The organism is Pseudomonas sp. SDO524_S393 (assembly GCF_054071875.1).
Map to the genome: position 1 here is coordinate 1 of NZ_JBSVVZ010000004.1, position 16,686 is coordinate 16,686.

General features: G+C 60.9%; 14 protein-coding genes and 1 tRNA gene. 9 read left to right on the forward strand and 6 right to left on the reverse strand.

What is annotated here, in order from left to right; all coding sequences use genetic code 11:
• Positions 1-58: 58 nt before the first annotated feature.
• Positions 59-134, forward strand: a tRNA-Gly gene (locus ACW9IB_RS03070).
• 53 nt (positions 135-187) lie between these two features.
• Here the strand turns inward: ACW9IB_RS03070 and pdxR are convergent.
• Positions 188-1,669 carry a MocR-like pyridoxine biosynthesis transcription factor PdxR gene (gene pdxR / locus ACW9IB_RS03075; RefSeq protein WP_457412278.1) on the reverse strand — a complete coding sequence of 494 codons (1,482 nt, stop codon included), beginning with the start codon at positions 1,667-1,669 and terminating at the stop codon, positions 188-190.
• A gap of 77 nt (positions 1,670-1,746) precedes the next feature.
• Here pdxR and ACW9IB_RS03080 point away from each other — a divergent pair, with 77 nt between their 5' ends.
• Positions 1,747-3,408, forward strand: a complete 1,662-nt coding sequence (locus ACW9IB_RS03080; protein WP_457412281.1) for a M24 family metallopeptidase — start codon at positions 1,747-1,749, stop codon at positions 3,406-3,408.
• Between the two features lie 43 nt (positions 3,409-3,451).
• Here ACW9IB_RS03080 and ACW9IB_RS03085 read toward each other — a convergent pair whose 3' ends face one another.
• Both ACW9IB_RS03085 and ACW9IB_RS03090 read right to left on the reverse strand, forming a co-directional pair.
• The gene (locus ACW9IB_RS03085; RefSeq protein ID WP_457412283.1) at positions 3,452-5,191 is read right to left on the reverse strand and encodes a dipeptidase; all 1,740 of its coding nucleotides are present in this window, start codon (positions 5,189-5,191) and stop codon (positions 3,452-3,454) included.
• Positions 5,192-5,368: 177 nt separating this feature from the next.
• Positions 5,369-5,995, reverse strand: a complete 627-nt coding sequence (locus tag ACW9IB_RS03090) for an alanyl-tRNA editing protein (RefSeq protein WP_457412286.1) — start codon at positions 5,993-5,995, stop codon at positions 5,369-5,371.
• An 89-nt stretch (positions 5,996-6,084) separates the two neighbouring features.
• On the opposite strand from ACW9IB_RS03090, the gene ACW9IB_RS03095 reads away from it, so the two are divergent.
• Positions 6,085-7,029 carry a LysR family transcriptional regulator gene (locus ACW9IB_RS03095; protein ID WP_457412288.1) on the forward strand — a complete coding sequence of 315 codons (945 nt, stop codon included), beginning with the start codon at positions 6,085-6,087 and terminating at the stop codon, positions 7,027-7,029.
• 111 nt (positions 7,030-7,140) lie between these two features.
• Here the strand turns inward: ACW9IB_RS03095 and ACW9IB_RS03100 are convergent, their stop codons facing one another.
• Positions 7,141-7,548, reverse strand: a complete 408-nt coding sequence (locus ACW9IB_RS03100; RefSeq protein ID WP_457366808.1) for a PA2817 family protein — start codon at positions 7,546-7,548, stop codon at positions 7,141-7,143.
• A gap of 75 nt (positions 7,549-7,623) precedes the next feature.
• Positions 7,624-10,071, reverse strand: coding sequence for an acyl-CoA dehydrogenase (locus tag ACW9IB_RS03105; protein WP_457412290.1), 2,448 nt, complete (start codon positions 10,069-10,071; stop codon positions 7,624-7,626).
• Between the two features lie 156 nt (positions 10,072-10,227).
• On the opposite strand from ACW9IB_RS03105, the gene ACW9IB_RS03110 reads away from it, so the two are divergent.
• The 4 genes from ACW9IB_RS03110 to ACW9IB_RS03125 all read left to right on the forward strand — a co-directional run bounded on the left by ACW9IB_RS03110 (position 10,228) and on the right by ACW9IB_RS03125 (position 13,405).
• Entirely contained in the window at positions 10,228-10,887 is a 660-nt protein-coding gene (locus tag ACW9IB_RS03110) for a transglutaminase-like domain-containing protein (RefSeq protein ID WP_457412292.1), read from the forward strand.
• Between the two features lie 57 nt (positions 10,888-10,944).
• A complete protein-coding gene (locus ACW9IB_RS03115; RefSeq protein WP_457366811.1) occupies positions 10,945-11,562 on the forward strand; it encodes a glutathione S-transferase family protein in 618 nt (205 codons plus the stop codon).
• Positions 11,563-11,696: 134 nt separating this feature from the next.
• Positions 11,697-12,629 (forward strand): ABC transporter ATP-binding protein, encoded by a 933-nt coding sequence (locus ACW9IB_RS03120; protein WP_457366812.1) that lies wholly within the window; start codon positions 11,697-11,699, stop codon positions 12,627-12,629.
• Entirely contained in the window at positions 12,626-13,405 is a 780-nt protein-coding gene (locus tag ACW9IB_RS03125) for an ABC transporter permease (RefSeq protein ID WP_457366813.1), read from the forward strand. The genes ACW9IB_RS03120 and ACW9IB_RS03125 overlap by 4 nt, the downstream gene beginning before the upstream one ends.
• A gap of 148 nt (positions 13,406-13,553) precedes the next feature.
• Here the strand turns inward: ACW9IB_RS03125 and ACW9IB_RS03130 are convergent, their stop codons facing one another.
• Positions 13,554-14,093 carry a TetR/AcrR family transcriptional regulator gene (locus ACW9IB_RS03130; protein ID WP_457366814.1) on the reverse strand — a complete coding sequence of 180 codons (540 nt, stop codon included), beginning with the start codon at positions 14,091-14,093 and terminating at the stop codon, positions 13,554-13,556.
• Positions 14,094-14,184: 91 nt separating this feature from the next.
• Here ACW9IB_RS03130 and ACW9IB_RS03135 point away from each other — a divergent pair, with 91 nt between their 5' ends.
• A complete protein-coding gene (locus ACW9IB_RS03135) occupies positions 14,185-15,372 on the forward strand; it encodes an MFS transporter (RefSeq protein WP_457412293.1) in 1,188 nt (395 codons plus the stop codon).
• Between the two features lie 122 nt (positions 15,373-15,494).
• Positions 15,495-16,643, forward strand: a complete 1,149-nt coding sequence (locus tag ACW9IB_RS03140) for a TDT family transporter (RefSeq protein ID WP_457412295.1) — start codon at positions 15,495-15,497, stop codon at positions 16,641-16,643.
• The last annotated feature ends 43 nt before the right edge of the window (positions 16,644-16,686 follow it).

Below are 16,686 nucleotides of genomic sequence, written 5' to 3' on the forward strand. Positions count from 1 at the left end.
AGGACACCGCCCTTTCACGGCGGTAACAGGGGTTCGAGTCCCCTAGGGGACGCCATTTGCGGGAATAGCTCAGTTGGTAGAGCACGACCTTGCCAAGGTCGGGGTCGCGAGTTCGAGTCTCGTTTCCCGCTCCATATTCAATGAAAACGCCGATCAGCAATGATCGGCGTTTTTGTTTGTGCGCGTATTATCGCGCGCTTGCCGCTTTGGCCAGGCGCAACGTCGCTTCACGGATTTCTTCCTGATTGAGTGAAGCAAAACCCAGGCGCAGCGCATTTTCTGGCAGGTCCTGTGGCGAAAACTGCCGGCCACTGCGCACTACCAGCCCGTGATCCAATGCGCTGGCCGCCATCCGATCGACGTTGATCCCATCGTCGAAGCGCACCCACAGCGCCAGCCCGCCTTCCGGCTCCCGCACACTGATTCGTTCGCCGAAGGCGTCATGCAGGCAATTCTGCAAGGCTTCGCGGCGGGCGCGGTATTCCTTCGAAACCCGGCGCAGGTGTTTCTTCAGTTCGCCATCGTTGATCAGGTCGGCGAGCATTTTCTGCGCCACTCCGTCGGCATCCCCCAGCATCAGCGCGGCGTTGTGGTGCAGGGCTTCGATCACTTGCGTCGGGGCGACCACATAGCTGCAACGAAAGGTTGAGCCAAGCGCCTTGGACAATGACCCGACATAAATCACATGGCGCTGCGAACGGTCGCTGGCCAGCGGCAGATAGGGCCGCCCGTTGAAGTGATATTCGTGATCGTAGTCCTCCTCGACGATGCAGAAGTCATGTTGCGCCGCCAATGCCAACAGGTGTTGCCGACGCGCGGCGTGCAGGCTCACGGTGGTGGGGAATTGATGGTGCGGCGTGAGGTAGATCATCCGCACGTTATGTGCGCGGCACAGCTGATCGATCTGGTCTGTGCGGCAGCCTTCATCGTCAATGTCCACCGTGACCAGTTGCGCACCCAGTTTGCGGAAAACTTCCCATGCCGGTGGGTAGCTCAGGCGTTCCACCAGCACCACGTCGCCAGGCTTGAGCAGCAGGCTGGCGGTCAGGTACAGCGACATCTGGGTGCCTTGGGTCAGGCAGATATTCTCGGCGCTGACTGTCAACCCACGGTTGTTGCGCAGCATCTCGGCGAGGGCGCCCCGCAAGTGATAGCCGGTTCCCTCGCTGCCGTAGCGCACAGTGTTGGAGGTAAAGCTGCTGCGCAGGGCGTTGCGGTAGTAGCGATGCAGCACGGCCTGGGGCAGCAGGCGGTGGTCACTGGTGCCGTTATCGAAAAACAATGCGTCATGGCGATGCCGCAGTGCCGTTACCTGGGCATTCTGGGTGAAGTATGGAGCGGCCACATGAGCAAGCACAGGAGGGGCGAAGTCTTGTTGCGCACGGCTCGGCAGTTGCTTGGGCATCAACTGCGTGTTGACGAAGGTTCCGCGTCGCGGCTCGCTGACCAGCCAGCCTTTGGTCATGGCTTCTTCGTAGGCGAGGATCACGGTCTTGCGGTTGACGTCGAGCAACTGCGCCATTTCCCGGGTTCCCGGCAACAGGGTGCCGGGCGGCAATCGGCCTTCCACGATGGCGGTCATCAGACCTTCGGCAATCTTCCTGTAGGACGCCTGGTTGTCACTGTCGTCCAGCTTGAGCAGCGGGCGCCATTTTCGCAGCTGGACCATCTGAAGTATCCAAAACTGGAGGTTTTAATGGGCCTAGTCTAGCGCAACAATCCAAGCCTCACTTACCCGAGGTCGTTATGAATACACGCCATGTCATCGAACTGTCCCCCTCGGGGAAAACCTTTGAAGCCGGTGACGAGCTGCTGCTGGACGCGATGCTTGCCAGTGGCCTGTCCGTGCCGTTTTCCTGCCGGCGCGGTGCCTGCGGGTCGTGCAAGGTCGTGGTTGCCCAAGGCGAATACCGCGCCAAACAGCTGGCGCCGGGCGCGCCTGCGCCGTGTTATCCGTTGGCAGCCAATGAGCTGTTGTTGTGCCAAAGCCACGCCTGCGGCGATATGCGCCTGGAAATTCCAGGCTGGTCGCTGGACACGCCCGCGCTGGTGGTCGAAGCGCAAGTGGTGGGCAAGCGCGCATTGAGTCCCGACATTGTCGAGCTGGTGGTGATGCCGGACAGGCCGTTGGCAGTGCGGGCCGGCCAATACCTGAAATTTCGTCTGGTCGATGGCGACTCGCGGTGTTTCTCGATCGCCAACCTGCCGCATGAAGACGATGGGCGTCTGGTCTTCCAGATTCGCCAAGTGAGCGGCGGGCTGTTTTCCGAAACGCTTCTGGGCGACCTTGAGGCGGGTGACCTGTTGCAACTGGAGGGGCCTTTTGGCGCCTGCACCTGGCAGGACAATGACGAGGCGCCTGTGGTCCTGTTCGCCACGGGCACCGGCTACGCGGGTATCAAGCCGATCCTGTTGACCGCCCTGACGCGGGATGTCGACATCACGTTGTACTGGGGTGGTGCGCAGCCGGCGGACTTTTACGACGGGGTGTTCCTGGAGCAATCGGTCATCGATCATCCGCGTTTTCACTGGCACCCGGTGCTGGCGTCCCAGGGTCGGGTGCAGGAAGTTGCCCTGAGTCACGGGCATGCCTGGGAAGCCGCCCAAGTGTATGCGTGCGGTAACGGCGCAATGATCAATCAGGTGCGTGCGCAATGCCTGGAGGCAGGCCTGCCCGGTCATCGGTTTGTCGCCGAAGCCTTTGTGCCCAGCGGTCGGTCGGGCGCCGAAGTCATATCCAAGCCGCTGCATCCGATCTGGGAAAAAGTCGGCCCGCGTTATTCGCTGGACGGTATGCTCGCCGCGCGTGATCAGTCGATACGGGCCCTCGCGGCGATTGCCAGTCGACTGCAAGTAGGCATGACCACCGGCGAAGCCCTCGACATGGCCGCCGAACGATTGCAGGCCATGGGCGCGTCCCACACGTGGCACCCCACCTATATCCGTTTTGGCGACGACACGGTGCGGCCACCCCGCGAAGGCATTGACCGCCAGCGCCGGCTGCGCGCCAGCGATATCGTGGTGGTTGACCTGGGCCCGGTCTGGGACGGCTATGAGGGCGATTATGGCGATACCTTTGTGTTCGGTGACTCGCCGCTGCACCTGGCATGCAGGGCCGCGCTGCATGAAGTGTTCGACGAGACCCGCGAAGCCTGGTTGCGTGGCCTCACCGGTCGCGAACTCTATGACTTTGCCGAGCAGCGCGCCGAGTCAAAAGGCTGGAAGCTGGCGCGCAACCTCGCTGGGCATCGCCTCGCGGATTTCCCCCACGCGCTGTTCGAGAGCAAGGTGCTGGCAGACCTGGAAATCCCGCCGAGTGAAATGGCCTGGGTGCTGGAAATTCAGCTGTGCCATCCCACGGAGCCTGTCGGTGGTTTTTTCGAGGATATGTTGATGCTGCAAGCCTGAAGAGCCCGCCGTTGCGGCGGGCTGCTTATATCAGTGGGTTGGGTCAGAGTTTCGGCAACTGCCCGACACGGCCCATCATCTCGGTGACGATCTGCAGGTCCAGCAGGAACTGGTCGACGGTCTTGAACTCGCTGTCGGTATGCCCGGTGTATTTCACTTCCGGGCGCGCCAGGCCAAATTGCACGCCATTGGGCAGTTCATGCACGGAGGTCGCGCCAGCCGAGGTGCCGAACTTGTGCGCCATGCCGAGGTTTTCACTGGCCACCGCGAGCAAGGCTTTGACCCACTCTCCCTCGGGGTTGCGGTACATCGGTTCGGCCACCGAGTACGTGAAGTCCACCGCGACCTTGGTTTTCTTGTCCCACGCACTCAGTTTTTCGGCGATTTGCGCTTTCAGCGTTTCCGGCGACTTGCCCTTCGGCACACGCAGGTTCACGGCCAGCTTCAAGGCTTTGTCATCCAGGCCAACAAAGGTGAGCGACGTGGTCAGTGGGCCCATGAAGTCGTCGGAGAAACCCACGCTCAGTTTGCCGCCCAGGTAATCCAGGCCCCAGTTGTCGGCGGCATATCGCGCGGCATCAGTGATGTGGTTGTGCTTGAGGGCGACCTTGCCTTCAAGGCTGTGAATCAGCTCCAGCATGCGCGCAACCGGGTTGACGCCGGATTCCGGTTCGGACGAGTGCGCAGACACTCCGGTCACCGTCAGCCTGACCTCTTTACCGGCCACCTTGGCAGCCACCTCGAAGTTGCCGCCATTGCGTTTGACATACTCCGCGCCGGCCTTCTGCAACTGAGTGGCCAGCTCGGCGGGCTTGGCGCTGGTAAACGTAGCCACCGAGGCCGACGGAATCTGGTTGGTCGCCATGCCGCCGGTCAGTGCAATGATTTCTGCACCGTTACCGGTGCCTTTGCGACGGGGGAAGGTGGCCATTACGGTGCCGTAGCCTTTTTCCGCGATGACCACCGGATAGCCGCCATCCAGCGCCAGGTTGTACTGCGGGATCGGGTTATGTTCGAAGTAGTAGGGGATCGCGTCGCCCTGGGTTTCTTCAGTGGTGTCCACCAGCAATTTGAACGTGCGCGCCAGCGGCAGTTTTTCTTCCTTGATCACCTTCATGGCATACAGCGCCACCACGATGCCGTTCTTGTCATCCTCGGTGCCGCGGCCATACATGCGGTCGCCAATCAGCGTGATCTTGAACGGGTCGAGCTTGGTGCCATCCTTCAACACCCAGTTCTCTGGCGTTACCGGCACCACATCCGCGTGAGCGTGAATACCCACCACCTCATCGCCGCTGCCTTCCAGGGAAATCTCGTACACCCGGTTATCGATATTGCGGAAGTTCAGGTTGAACGCTTTTGCCAGGCTCTCGATCTTCTCGGCGAACTTGAGGAACTGCGGGTTTTTATACTGGGGTACGCCGTCCACATTGAAGGTCGGGATTTCCACCAGCTCGCGCAGTGTCTCGATGGCTGCCTTGCCGTACTTTGCTCGTGTGTACAGGCCCAGCAGGCGGTTGATCTCGTTCTGCTGGTCGGCGCTCAGGGTTTTGTTGGCGAGAAACGCGCTGATGGCCGGACCTGTGTCAGTGGTTTTGCCCAGATCACCCTTGGCCAGAGTCTCGAGGAAACCGCGAAAGTCGGTGACGGAGGTTTCGCTGAAGCTTTTGAGAATTGCCTGGCTTTGATCCGGCGTGATGTTGGCGGAAGCGGGGGTGGTGAACGCCGAAAGACCGGCCGCGAACAGGCTCGCGAGTGCCAATTGCTTGAGTGGAAAATGCATGGTGAGCGGCATTCCTTTGCAGAAGGGAGTAGGAGGATTCTGATTAAAAAGTCAGAAACAATTTCACACACTAACACTGCAAAGGAGGCGCTGGGGAGGGTGACGCAGGAATTGTCCTTCGGATAAAACAAAGCGGCGCAGAACTGAAAAGCCGCGCCGCAGAGCTGTCCTGGCGGTTCAATCCAGGCTGTAGCGTACTGACAGCGCACCCTTTTTCTCTGACAGGGCCAGGATCGTCACCCGGCCCAGTTCGCTCAACCGCTGCACATGGGTGCCGCCACAGGCATAGGCTGGCAGCTCGCCGAAACCCACTTCCCGGGTGCCGTCTTCCAGGGTGGTATGACGGACGTAGTCAGCGGCGATCCACTGGTCGACCTGCCGTTGAACGGTCTCGGCGTCCAGGGGCTGTGCCGTTTCGCCGCGTATAAAGGTGATCTTGCCTTCGCCTGGCCAGTGATGGGCCTTGATGGGCATCCAGCCGAAGGTTTCGCCGACGTTGCCGATCAGGTGCCCGGCGGAGTGCAGTCGAGTGTGCAAGGCGCGGCGTGGCGCATCGACCTGCGCGCTGATCGGGCCGGGCGCCACGGCTCGGTCAACATAATGCACGACGTGTTCGCCTTCTTGAGTGACGCGCACTACGTTGCTGTCACCAAGCTGGCCGGTATCGAAGGGTTGGCCGCCGCCTTGAGGGTGGAAAATCGTTGACTGAAGTCTGACTGCAAACTGTTCTTCGTGGGGAATGCAGCTCAGCACTTCAAGCTCCGCGGTCAGGTGGTCGTGGGTGAAAAACAGGCGCTCGGTCATCGGTTACATCCGCATCAAGGTTCTGCGGGCAGTATAAATAGTGCGCAGATAAGTGATAATCCGCTCAATTATCAATGGACCTGTGCGTCATGAGCATCAATCTTCCTTTGCCGCTGCTCGGTGAAATGGCGATCTTCGTCAAAGTGGTGGAAGCCGGCAGCTTTTCCGAAGCGGCGCGGCAATTGAGTGTGTCGCCCTCGGCGGTAAGCCGCAGTATTTCGCGCCTGGAAAAGGTCCTGGCCACGCGGTTGCTGCAACGCACGACACGCAAGCTTCGCCTGAGCGAAGGCGGAGAGGAGGTTTTCAGGCGCTGCCTGGAGATGGTCAACGCCGCACGCTCGGTGATGGAGATCAGTGGCCAGTTCACTCATGAAGCCGAAGGCCTTGTGCGGGTCAGCGTGCCGAAGGCGGTGGGGCGGTTCGTGGTGCATCCCCATATGCCGGAGTTTCTGCGGCGCTATCCGAAGGTCGATGTACAGCTGATCCTGGAAGACCGGCAGGTGGACCTGATCGATGACAACGTCGACCTGAGCATCCGCATCACCGACAGCCCGCCACCGGGGCTGGTCGGGCGACAGTTGTTGCCGATCGAGCATTTGTTGTGTGCGACCCCGCGTTACCTGGCCGAATACGGCACGCCGGTCAGTCCCCATGATTTGCAGGCGCACAGTTGCATCTACCTGGGAGAAACCCCGGGGGATTCACGCTGGAAGTTTCGCCAGGGCGGCAAGACAGTGACGGTTGGCGTACGCGGACGTTATGCGGCGAACCATACCGGCGTGCGTCTGGATGCGGTGTTGCAGCATGTGGGAATCGGCAGCCTACCCTATTTCACTGCGCGCCATGCCTTGGAGGAGGGGCGGGTGGTGCAGGTGTTGCCCGAGTGGGATTTTATTGCGTCCTATCATGGGGAGGCGTGGCTGCTGCATTCGCCCACGCGTTACCTGCCGCCAAAGTTGCGGGTCTTCATTGATTACTTGGTGGAGTGCATGGCGAAGGAGCCGACATTGCGTCGACGCAAAGATGGGGATTGAACGTGTGGGAGCTGGCTTGCCTGCGATGCAGGCGGCTCGGTCTGTCAGTCAAACCGAGGTGATGCCGCAGATAAGCCAGCTTCTACAGTGGGTGTTGCGCAGATCTGAAAATCAGTGCTTGCTCTGGTCGTCCGACATGGCCAGCAACTGCTTTTCCTGGTGCCAGTCGAACGGTTCTTCGTTCTGCTCGGCTTCATAGCGGCGCTCTTCCAGCGCCTGGTACATGTCCAGCTCTTCGTCGGGCATGTAATGCAGGCAATCACCGCCGAAGAACCACAGTAGATCGCGTGGAACCAGGTGAGCGATTTGCGGGTAGCGCTGGATCACCTGGCACAGCAGGTCCTGGCCCAGGTACTGGCTTTCGATGGGGTCGACAGGCAGTTGGGCGCGCAGTTCGTCGAAGCGCTCCAGAAACAGCGAGTGGCTTTCCTCGGGCACCTGTTCGGCTTCGCCGACGGCAACCAGGATGCTGCGCAGGTGGTCGAGCAAGACGAGATGATCGGCAACGACGTTGGACACGAGATAAGTCCTCTAAAGCAAAAACGGGCGCGAGAGTATATAGCTCTCGCGCCCGTAATTATATGACCGCCGGTATCAGCGGACCTTGCCTGCGGCCGGTGCCAGTTCCTCCTTGCTGAAATCATCCACGTCGATCACCTTGCGCCTTGCCGCCTCGGCGTCGCGCAGGGTTTGCGCTTCGCCGGGTTGCAGCACCCCAGCGTGCAGGGCCGCATCGATGGCATGCTCGCCCGCAGCCGGTTTGACCTGGCCGCTCTTGAGGCCCTGGTGCAGTTTTTTCTGCAACGGTTGGCTCGCGCCGAGCAGGTCATAGGCATGTTGCAGCGCCCCCACCGGGTCTTCCGCCGATTGTGGGCGATAGCAGCCGGCCAGCAACTCTTCCAGCGTCGGGTCGCCCTTGGCGCGGCCGATCACCGCAGCCACTTCGGCATCCAGTGCATCGGACGGCCCGGTGTGGCGACGACCGAACGGGAACACGATGACCCGCAGCAGAACGCCCAGCACCTTGTTCGGGAAGTTGCTCAACAGTTCATCCAGCGCACGCTCCGACTGACCCAGGCTTTCCTCCATGGCCCAGGTGAACAGCGGCTGCAGATGGTCCGGCGAATCCAGGTCGTGGTAGCGCTTGAGCGCCGCCGAGGCCAGGTACAGGTGGCTGAGTACATCGCCGAGGCGAGCCGACAGGCGTTCACGACGTTTCAGCTCGCCGCCCAGCAGCATCATGCTCAGGTCGGCGAGCAGGGCGAACGCGGCGGCCTGACGGTTCAGGGCGCGGAAGTAGCCCTGGCTCAAGCGGTTGCCTGGCGCTTTCTCGAAGTGACCGATGCCAAGGTTCAGTACCAGGGTACTGGCCGCGTTGCTCACGGCAAAACCGATGTGCTGCATCAGCAAACCGTCGAATTCCTTCAAGGCCTGATCATGGTCTTCGCGACCGGCCAGGGCCATTTCCTTGAGCACGAAGGGATGGCAGCGGATGGCGCCCTGGCCGAAGATCATCAAGTTGCGCGAGAGGATGTTCGCCCCTTCCACCGTAATGAAGATCGGCGCGCCTTGCCAGTTGCGGCCCAGGTAGTTGTTCGGGCCCAGGATGATGCCTTTGCCGCCGTGCACATCCATGGCGTGGCTGATGCAGGCGCGGCCACGTTCGGTGAGGTGGTACTTGAGGATCGCCGACAGTACCGAAGGTTTTTCCCCCAGGTCGACGGCGTTGGCGGTGAGCATGCGCGCGCTGTCCATCAACCAGGCGTTGCCGCCGATGCGCGCGAGGGCTTCCTGAATGCCTTCGAATGCCGACAGGGGCACGTTGAACTGCTCGCGGACCTGGGCGTACTGGCCGGTCACCAGGCTGGTGAACTTGGCAGCGCCGGTGCCCACGGCCGGCAGGGAAATCGAACGCCCCACCGACAGGCAGTTCATCAGCATCATCCAGCCCTTGCCGAGCATTTCCTGGCCGCCGATCAGGAAGTCCAGGGGGATGAACACGTCCTTGCCGGCGTTGGGGCCGTTCATGAACGCTGCACCCAGTGGCAGATGGCGACGGCCGATTTCCACGCCGGGAGTGTCGGTGGGGATCAGCGCCAGGCTGATGCCCAGGTCTTCCTCATCGCCCAGCAGGTGATCCGGGTCATGGGCCTTGAACGCCAGGCCGAGCAAGGTCGCGACCGGCCCCAGGGTGATATAGCGTTTTTCCCAGTTCAGACGCAGGCCAAGGGTTTCCTTGCCTTCCCATTCCCCTTTGCAGATCACCCCGGTGTCGGGCATCGCACCGGCGTCGGAGCCGGCCAGCGGACCGGTGAGGGCAAAGCACGGGATATCGTCGCCGCGGGCGAGGCGCGGCAGGTAGTGGTTGCGTTGTTCGTCGGTGCCGTAATGCAGCAACAATTCGGCCGGGCCGAGAGAGTTGGGCACCATCACCGTCGATGCCAGGTCACCGCTGCGGGTGGCGAGTTTCATGGCCACCTGGGAGTGGGCATAGGCGGAAAATCCTTTGCCGCCGTATTCCTTGGGGATGATCAGGGCGAAAAAGCCGTGGGTCTTGATGTGCTCCCAGGCAGCAGGTGGCAAGTCCATGGCCTGGCCGATGTCCCAGTCGCTGACCATGGCGCAGAGCTCTTCGGTAGGGCCGTCGATGAAGGCTTGTTCTTCTTCGGTCAGTTGGGCCTTGGGGTAGGCCAGCAACTTTTCCCAGTCGGGGCGACCGCTGAACAGCTCGCCGTCCCACCATACGGTACCGGCGTCGATGGCATCGCGTTCGGTTTCGGACATGGGCGGGAGGACTTTCTGGAACCAGCTGAACAGCGGCTTGGTGAAGTATTGGCGGCGCAGGTCCGGCAACAGCAGGGGCGCGGCGACGGCGGCCAGCAACACCCACAAGACCAGCAACAACGCGCCCGGTGCATGGCTGAAGGCACCCATCGCCAACAGATAAACCGCCACCACGCCCAGGGCGGGCAGGGGAGCGATGCGACGGTGTGCCAGGTAGGCAATGCCAAGCACCAGAACCAGTATCCACAACAACAGCATATTCAATCCTCCGTGAAACCAGGGCGAAACCACCCAGCAGCTTAGTCGGCATCCGAACAAGCGGGTGATCAGGGTGTAACGAGATTTGGCCGAATCGTCGTTATCTCCCTGGCAGACCTGTCGTTAGACTCCAGGCTTGCTTTGGAGATAAAGCTCATGGATACCTACCTGAGTCCCAGCCGCTTCATCGATAGTGACCACCCTGCGGTGGTGGAGTTCGCCGAAAAACATCGCGGTCCCAGTGCGAATTCACGTGACCAGGCAGTCAGTCTTTATTACGCCGTGCGTGAGGCGATTCGCTATAACCCTTACACGTTCAGCCGCGACCCAGGCACCCTGAAAGCCAGCTTTGCCCTGGCTACCGGCGAGAGCTATTGCGTGCCCAAGGCCACTTTGCTCGCGGCCTGCGCCCGGCATTGCGGGATCCCGGCGCGCATTGGCCTGGCGGATGTGCGCAATCATCTGTCGACGCCGCGCCTGATCGCGCTGCTCAAAAGCGATGTGTTCGCCATGCACGGCTACACCGAGTTGTATCTGCACGGGCGGTGGGTCAAGGCAACGCCGGCATTCAACAGCCAATTGTGTGAGCTATTCGATGTGCCGCCGCTGGCCTTCGATGGGATCAGTGACAGCGTTTTTCATCCCTTCAATCGCCAGGGGCAGCGCTCCATGGAGTATGTGCTGGAACATGGGCAATTTGCCGACGTGCCGGAGGCATTTTTCTTCGGCCATATTCAGCAGTGCTACCCGCACCTGTTTGCCGAAGGCACACCCACCCTGTTGGGCGACATGCAGAGCGATTTGAGCCGCGCGTGAACCGGCGTATGCTGCTGCGTTCATCACTGCCATGTTCAACCACAAAAAGGCGCGGTCATGTTGAAGATCTGGGGTCGTAAAAATTCGTCGAACGTCAGGAAGGCACTCTGGTGTGCAGAGGAGCTAGGCCTGGAGTATGAGGCCATTGATGCGGGCGGGGCTTTTGGTGTGGTCGACACACCGCAGTACCGCGCAATGAACCCCAATGGCCGGGTGCCGGTGATCGAGGACGGCGACTTTGTGCTGTGGGAATCCAACACTATCGTGCGCTACCTCTGTGCCAAGCATGCGTCGGATTTTTACCCCTCTGATTTCAAGGCGCGGGCCAACGCGGAAAAATGGATGGACTGGACCACGTCCACCCTGGCCGAGCCCTTCAAGATCGTGTTCTGGGGCATTCTGCGCACGCCCGCCGAGAAGCAGAACTGGGACAATATCCACGCGGGCCGCCAGGCTTGCATCGATGTGTTGGCCACGGTGGAGCAGGCGTTGGCGCACCAGCCCTACCTGTCGGGCCAGGCATTCGGCATGGGCGATATCCCCTTGGGCTGCTTCATTTACGCCTGGTTCGAGATGCCGATCGAGCGCCCCGCGATGCCCCATCTGGAGGCCTGGTACCAGCGCTTGCAGCAACGCCCGGCGTACCGCAAAGCGGTGATGACCGCGTTGACTTAATACTGACTATTAATACAGGTGACTGTACTTGTGCGGCGCGGGCAAGCACCATGCTTGTCATGCGCCGCCGTTGAACTACGTGCGCTGCGCCCTCATCTACTCTTTCTATTCCCTTCTTTGGTGCGTAATCCGATATGAGTTCCGCTCTGTCCATCCGGCAGCTAACCAAAACCTACGGCAACGGTTTCCAGGCCCTGAGTGGTATCGATCTGGACGTGGCCGAAGGTGACTTCTTCGCCTTGCTCGGCCCCAACGGTGCCGGCAAATCCACCACCATCGGTATTCTCTCGACCCTGGTCAACAAGACCAGCGGCACGGTGAATATCTTTGGCAACGACCTGGACAAATCCCCGGCGGCGCTCAAGCGTTCCATCGGTGTGGTGCCCCAGGAGTTCAACTTCAACCAGTTCGAAAAGACCTTCGACATCGTCGTGACCCAGGCCGGCTACTACGGCATCCCGGCAAAAGTTGCCAAGGAGCGCGCCGAGCAGTACCTGACCCAGCTGGGCCTGTGGGACAAGCGTGATGTGCCGTCGCGTTCGCTGTCCGGCGGCATGAAGCGTCGCCTGATGATCGCCCGCGCACTGGTGCATGAGCCACGCTTGCTGATTCTCGATGAACCCACCGCCGGCGTGGATATCGAGCTGCGCCGTTCGATGTGGACCTTTCTCACCGAGCTGAACCAGAAAGGCATCACCATCATCCTCACCACCCATTACCTGGAAGAGGCTGAGCAGCTGTGCCGCAACATCGGCATCATCGACCACGGCACCATCGTCGAGAACACCAGCATGCGCAACCTGCTGGGTCAGTTGCATGTGGAAACCTTTGTGCTGGACCTCAAAGGCAACCTGTCGGCGCCGCCGCAGTTGCTCGGCTACCCGAGCCGCCTGGTGGACAGCCACACCCTGGAAGTTCAGGTGGACAAAGCCATGGGCATCACTGCGTTGTTCGGCCAGTTGGCGACACAGAACATCGAAGTGTTGAGCCTGCGTAACAAAACCAATCGCCTTGAGGAGTTGTTCGTGTCCCTGGTGGAAAAAAATCTGGCGAAGGTGGCGTTATGAGTTCCGAACTGCGCCCCAACCTCGTCGCGCTGCAAACCATCGTTTACCGTGAAGTGAAGCGCTTTACCCGGATCTGGCCACAGACCCTGCTGCCGCCGGCGATCACCATGGTCCTGTACTTCGTGATCTTCGGTAACCTGATTGGCCGGCAGATCGGCGACATGGGTGGCTTCACCTACATGGAGTACATCGTGCCGGGCCTGATCATGATGTCGGTGATCACCAACTCCTACGGCAACGTGGTCTCCAGTTTCTTCGGCAGCAAGTTCCAGCGCTCCATCGAAGAACTGATGGTCTCGCCGGTGTCGCCCCACACCATTCTGATCGGCTACACCCTGGGCGGTGTGCTGCGCGGCTTGATGGTGGGGGTGATCGTGACCCTGCTGTCGCTGTTCTTCACCCACCTGCAGGTGCATCACCTCGGGGTCACGATTCTGGTGGTGGTACTGACGGCGACGATCTTCTCGCTGCTGGGTTTTATCAACGCTGTGTTTGCGCGCAACTTCGACGATATCTCGATCATCCCGACGTTTGTGCTGACGCCGCTGACCTACCTGGGCGGGGTGTTCTACTCCATCACCTTGCTGCCGGCGTTCTGGCAGACCGTGTCGCTGGCCAACCCGGTGCTGCACATGGTCAATGCGTTCCGCTACGGGATTCTGGGCGTGTCGGACATCAAGATCAGCGTGGCGATCACCTTTATGATCCTGGCCACCGTGGTGCTGTACTTCGGCTGCGCGCGGTTGCTGGTGAGCGGGCGCGGGATGCGTACGTGATTGGCTGAGCGAATGCGCCAAGACATGTGGGAGCGGGCTTGCTCGCGAATGCGGTGTATCAGTCAGCACATTCTTTTCTGACAAACCCCGTTCGCGAGCAAGCCCGCTCCCACACAAGCCCGCCCCCCCCGTGGGTTTGGGTAGATCGTTATTTTTTCAGTGCCAGCTCGATCAATCCATGCAGTTCTTCAACCGCCAGCGGCGCGGTGGAGAACAGGATACGGAACACGGTCGGCGCGGCCAGCAGGTTGATCAGGTGGTCCACGCTGGGAGCTGCCTGGTCCGGGTAGCGATCCACAATGGTCTGCAATTGCCCACTCAAGATGCTCATGCAGTAGCCCGGGATGGCCTTGCATTGCAGGTCGCGCATCATGTTGCGCCCGGGCTCCGAACTCATTTCATCCAGATACTGCTCGGCCCACGCCACCAGATCACCGCGCAAACTGCCGGTATTGGCCGGCTCGCTTTCCGGGCGCATGCGGGCCAGGGCCACATCGGCGAGCAGCACCGAAAGGTCGCCCCAGCGCCGGTAGATGGTCGACGGCGTGACGCCGGCGTGCGCAGCGATCATGGGGACCGTGACGTTTTCGCGCTCATGGGTTTCCAGCAGTTCACGCACCGCCGAATGCACAGATTCTTGTACCCGGGCACTGCGGCCCCCCGGGCGGAGGCCTTCTTTGATAGCCATGTGGGCGACCTTAACACAAAGAATTTGCTTTAAGCGCATTCTGGTAGCACACTCCGCAAAAGCAAAATATTAGCTTTAGCGGAGCGTGCCCATGTCCAGTGTCATTTCCCAACGGTCCAGCCTGGCGTTTCTGGTAGTCACGGTGTTGACCTTCCTTGCGGCGTCCAGTGCACCGACGCCGCTGTATCAGGTGTATCAAGACCAGTTGCATTTCTCCGCAGCCATGCTGACCGTGATCTTCGGGGTGTACGCGGTGAGCCTGTTGGCGGCCTTGCTGACCGTGGGTTCACTCTCGGATTATCTGGGGCGCAAACCGGTGATTTTTGCCGCCTTGCTGCTGAACATCGCAGCGATGCTGTTGTTTATCTACGCTGACAGCACTGCCCACCTGATCGCTGCCCGGGCCTTGCAGGGTTTTGCGACGGGGATGGCCACCGCTGTGCTCAGCGCCACGCTGCTCGATACCGACCGCGTGCGCGGCCCGATGCTCAATAGCCTGGCGCCGCTGTTGGGCATGGCCAGTGGTGGCCTGGGCAGCGGCTTGCTGGTGGAGTACGCGCCTCGTCCGACCCAACTGATCTACGTCACCATGCTCGTGCTGATGGTGCTGCAGGCGCTGTACGTCTGGCGCCTGTCGGAGACGGTCAGTCGTATTCCGGGGGCCTTGAAGTCGCTGGCGCCGACCCTGCATGTGCCAGAAGCTGCACGCCGGGCGTTGTGGCTGGCGATGCCGCTGAACGTAGCGGTGTGGGCGCTGGGCGGGTTCTTTTCTTCCCTGGCCCCTTCGTTGGTCAAGGCGGCGACGGGGTCGACGTCGCACCTGATCGGTGGTGGCCTGGTGGCCGTGGTCACCTTGAGCGGTGCGGTGATGATCTACAGCCTGCGCAACCGCGCGGCGGACAAGATCATGTGTCTGTCGGCCGTGCTGTTGGCGATGGGCGTGGCCTTGCTGCTGATTGCGGTGCAGAGTGCCAGCCTGTGGCTGTTCTTCGCGGCCAGCGTGGTCGCCGGCTTTGGCTTTGGCGGTGGGTTCATGGGCAGTATTCGTAGCATCGTCGGGCTGGCCTTGCCCCATGAGCGGGCAGGCTTGATGTCGGCGTTCTACGTGCTCAGTTACCTGGCGTTCTGCCTGCCGGCATTGCTGGCGGGTAATCTGAGTCGGGTTTTCGGCCTGATCGTCACGACCGATGGCTATGGCGCGGTGCTGATCGTATTGGCGCTGAGTGCCTTGGCTGGCTTGATGTTGCAGGATTCGGCACGGACCAGCGCCGCAACCTGAGTACCGGCGCCAACTGTTTATATAGGTTAAGTAGATAACAGTTAGAGAAATTACCCGTTATATAGATATTTGATCAGGTTCTATGATGGCTTCACCCTCATGCGAGGAAGAGGATTGCCATCATGACCTGCTCGAATACCATCAGTTACAAACCCTTCAGTCATCTGACCCGTCCCCGGGAAGTGATTCGCCAGTTCACCCCCAACTGGTTCGCCGCGACCATGGGCACCGGGGTGCTGGCCCTGGCGCTGGCGCAACTGCCGATCAACCTGCCCGGTGCGCACAGCGTCGCTGAAGGTTTGTGGTTCTTTACCATCGGCCTGTTCGTGTTGTTCAGCGGGTTGTACGCGGCCCGTTGGATGATGTTTTTCCACGAGGCGCGGCGGATCTTCGGGCATTCCACGGTATCGATGTTCTTCGGCACCATTCCCATGGGGCTCGCGACCATTCTCAACGGCCTGCTGGTATTTGGCTTGCCACGTTGGGGCGGCGGTGTGATTCCGTTGGCCGAGGCGGTGTGGTGGCTGGATGTGGCCATGGCCCTGGCATGCGGCGTGCTGATCCCGTTCATGATGTTTACCCGACAGGAGCACAGCATCGACCAGATGACCGCCGTCTGGTTGTTGCCAGTGGTCGCGGCTGAGGTGGCCGCTGCCAGTGGGGGACTGCTGGCCCCGCATCTGGCCGACGCCCATTCGCAACTGGTGATGCTGGTGACCAGCTACGTGCTGTGGGCGTTTTCGCTGCCGGTGGCGTTCAGCATCCTGACCATCCTCATGTTGCGCATGGCCCTGCATAAACTGCCCCACGCCAACATGGCGGCTTCAAGCTGGTTGGCGCTCGGGCCTATCGGTACCGGTGCCTTGGGCATGCTGTTGCTGGGCGGCGATGCGCCAGCGATCTTCGCCGCCAATGGCTTGCCGGGTGTCGGTGACATGGCCAACGGCCTCGGCCTGGTGGCGGGGATTACCCTCTGGGGCTTCGGCCTGTGGTGGATGCTGATCGCGGTGCTGATCACCCTGCGCTACCTGCGCGCCGGGATCCCGTTCAACCTGGGTTGGTGGGGGTTTACCTTTCCGCTGGGGGTGTATGCGCTGGCGACCTTGAAACTGGCGAACCTGTTGCACCTGATGTTTTTCAGCGTGGTGGGCAGCGTACTTGTGGGCGCGCTGGCGCTGATGTGGCTGGTGGTTGCCAAGCGCACCGTGCAGGGTGCCTATAAAGGTGAGCTTTTTGTTTCACCTTGCATTGCGGGACTAGGGAATAAGTAGCCCGGATTAGGTAAAGTCGTGGCCTGACTCAATAACAGGCCAC

What these genes read in the sequence shown, in the direction of transcription:
- ACW9IB_RS03120 (WP_457366812.1), top strand. Translation starts at nt 11,697, where the DNA reads ATGAGTTCCGCTCTGTCCATCCGGCAGCTAACCAAAACCTACGGCAAC.
- ACW9IB_RS03090 (WP_457412286.1), bottom strand. Translation starts at nt 5,995, where the DNA reads ATGACCGAGCGCCTGTTTTTCACCCACGACCACCTGACCGCGGAGCTT.
- ACW9IB_RS03105 (WP_457412290.1), bottom strand. Translation starts at nt 10,071, where the DNA reads ATGCTGTTGTTGTGGATACTGGTTCTGGTGCTTGGCATTGCCTACCTG.
- pdxR (WP_457412278.1), bottom strand. Translation starts at nt 1,669, where the DNA reads ATGGTCCAGCTGCGAAAATGGCGCCCGCTGCTCAAGCTGGACGACAGT.
- ACW9IB_RS03125 (WP_457366813.1), top strand. Translation starts at nt 12,626, where the DNA reads ATGAGTTCCGAACTGCGCCCCAACCTCGTCGCGCTGCAAACCATCGTT.
- ACW9IB_RS03095 (WP_457412288.1), top strand. Translation starts at nt 6,085, where the DNA reads ATGAGCATCAATCTTCCTTTGCCGCTGCTCGGTGAAATGGCGATCTTC.
- ACW9IB_RS03110 (WP_457412292.1), top strand. Translation starts at nt 10,228, where the DNA reads ATGGATACCTACCTGAGTCCCAGCCGCTTCATCGATAGTGACCACCCT.
- ACW9IB_RS03130 (WP_457366814.1), bottom strand. Translation starts at nt 14,093, where the DNA reads ATGGCTATCAAAGAAGGCCTCCGCCCGGGGGGCCGCAGTGCCCGGGTA.
- ACW9IB_RS03080 (WP_457412281.1), top strand. Translation starts at nt 1,747, where the DNA reads ATGAATACACGCCATGTCATCGAACTGTCCCCCTCGGGGAAAACCTTT.
- ACW9IB_RS03085 (WP_457412283.1), bottom strand. Translation starts at nt 5,191, where the DNA reads ATGCATTTTCCACTCAAGCAATTGGCACTCGCGAGCCTGTTCGCGGCC.
- ACW9IB_RS03140 (WP_457412295.1), top strand. Translation starts at nt 15,495, where the DNA reads ATGACCTGCTCGAATACCATCAGTTACAAACCCTTCAGTCATCTGACC.
- ACW9IB_RS03135 (WP_457412293.1), top strand. Translation starts at nt 14,185, where the DNA reads ATGTCCAGTGTCATTTCCCAACGGTCCAGCCTGGCGTTTCTGGTAGTC.
- ACW9IB_RS03115 (WP_457366811.1), top strand. Translation starts at nt 10,945, where the DNA reads ATGTTGAAGATCTGGGGTCGTAAAAATTCGTCGAACGTCAGGAAGGCA.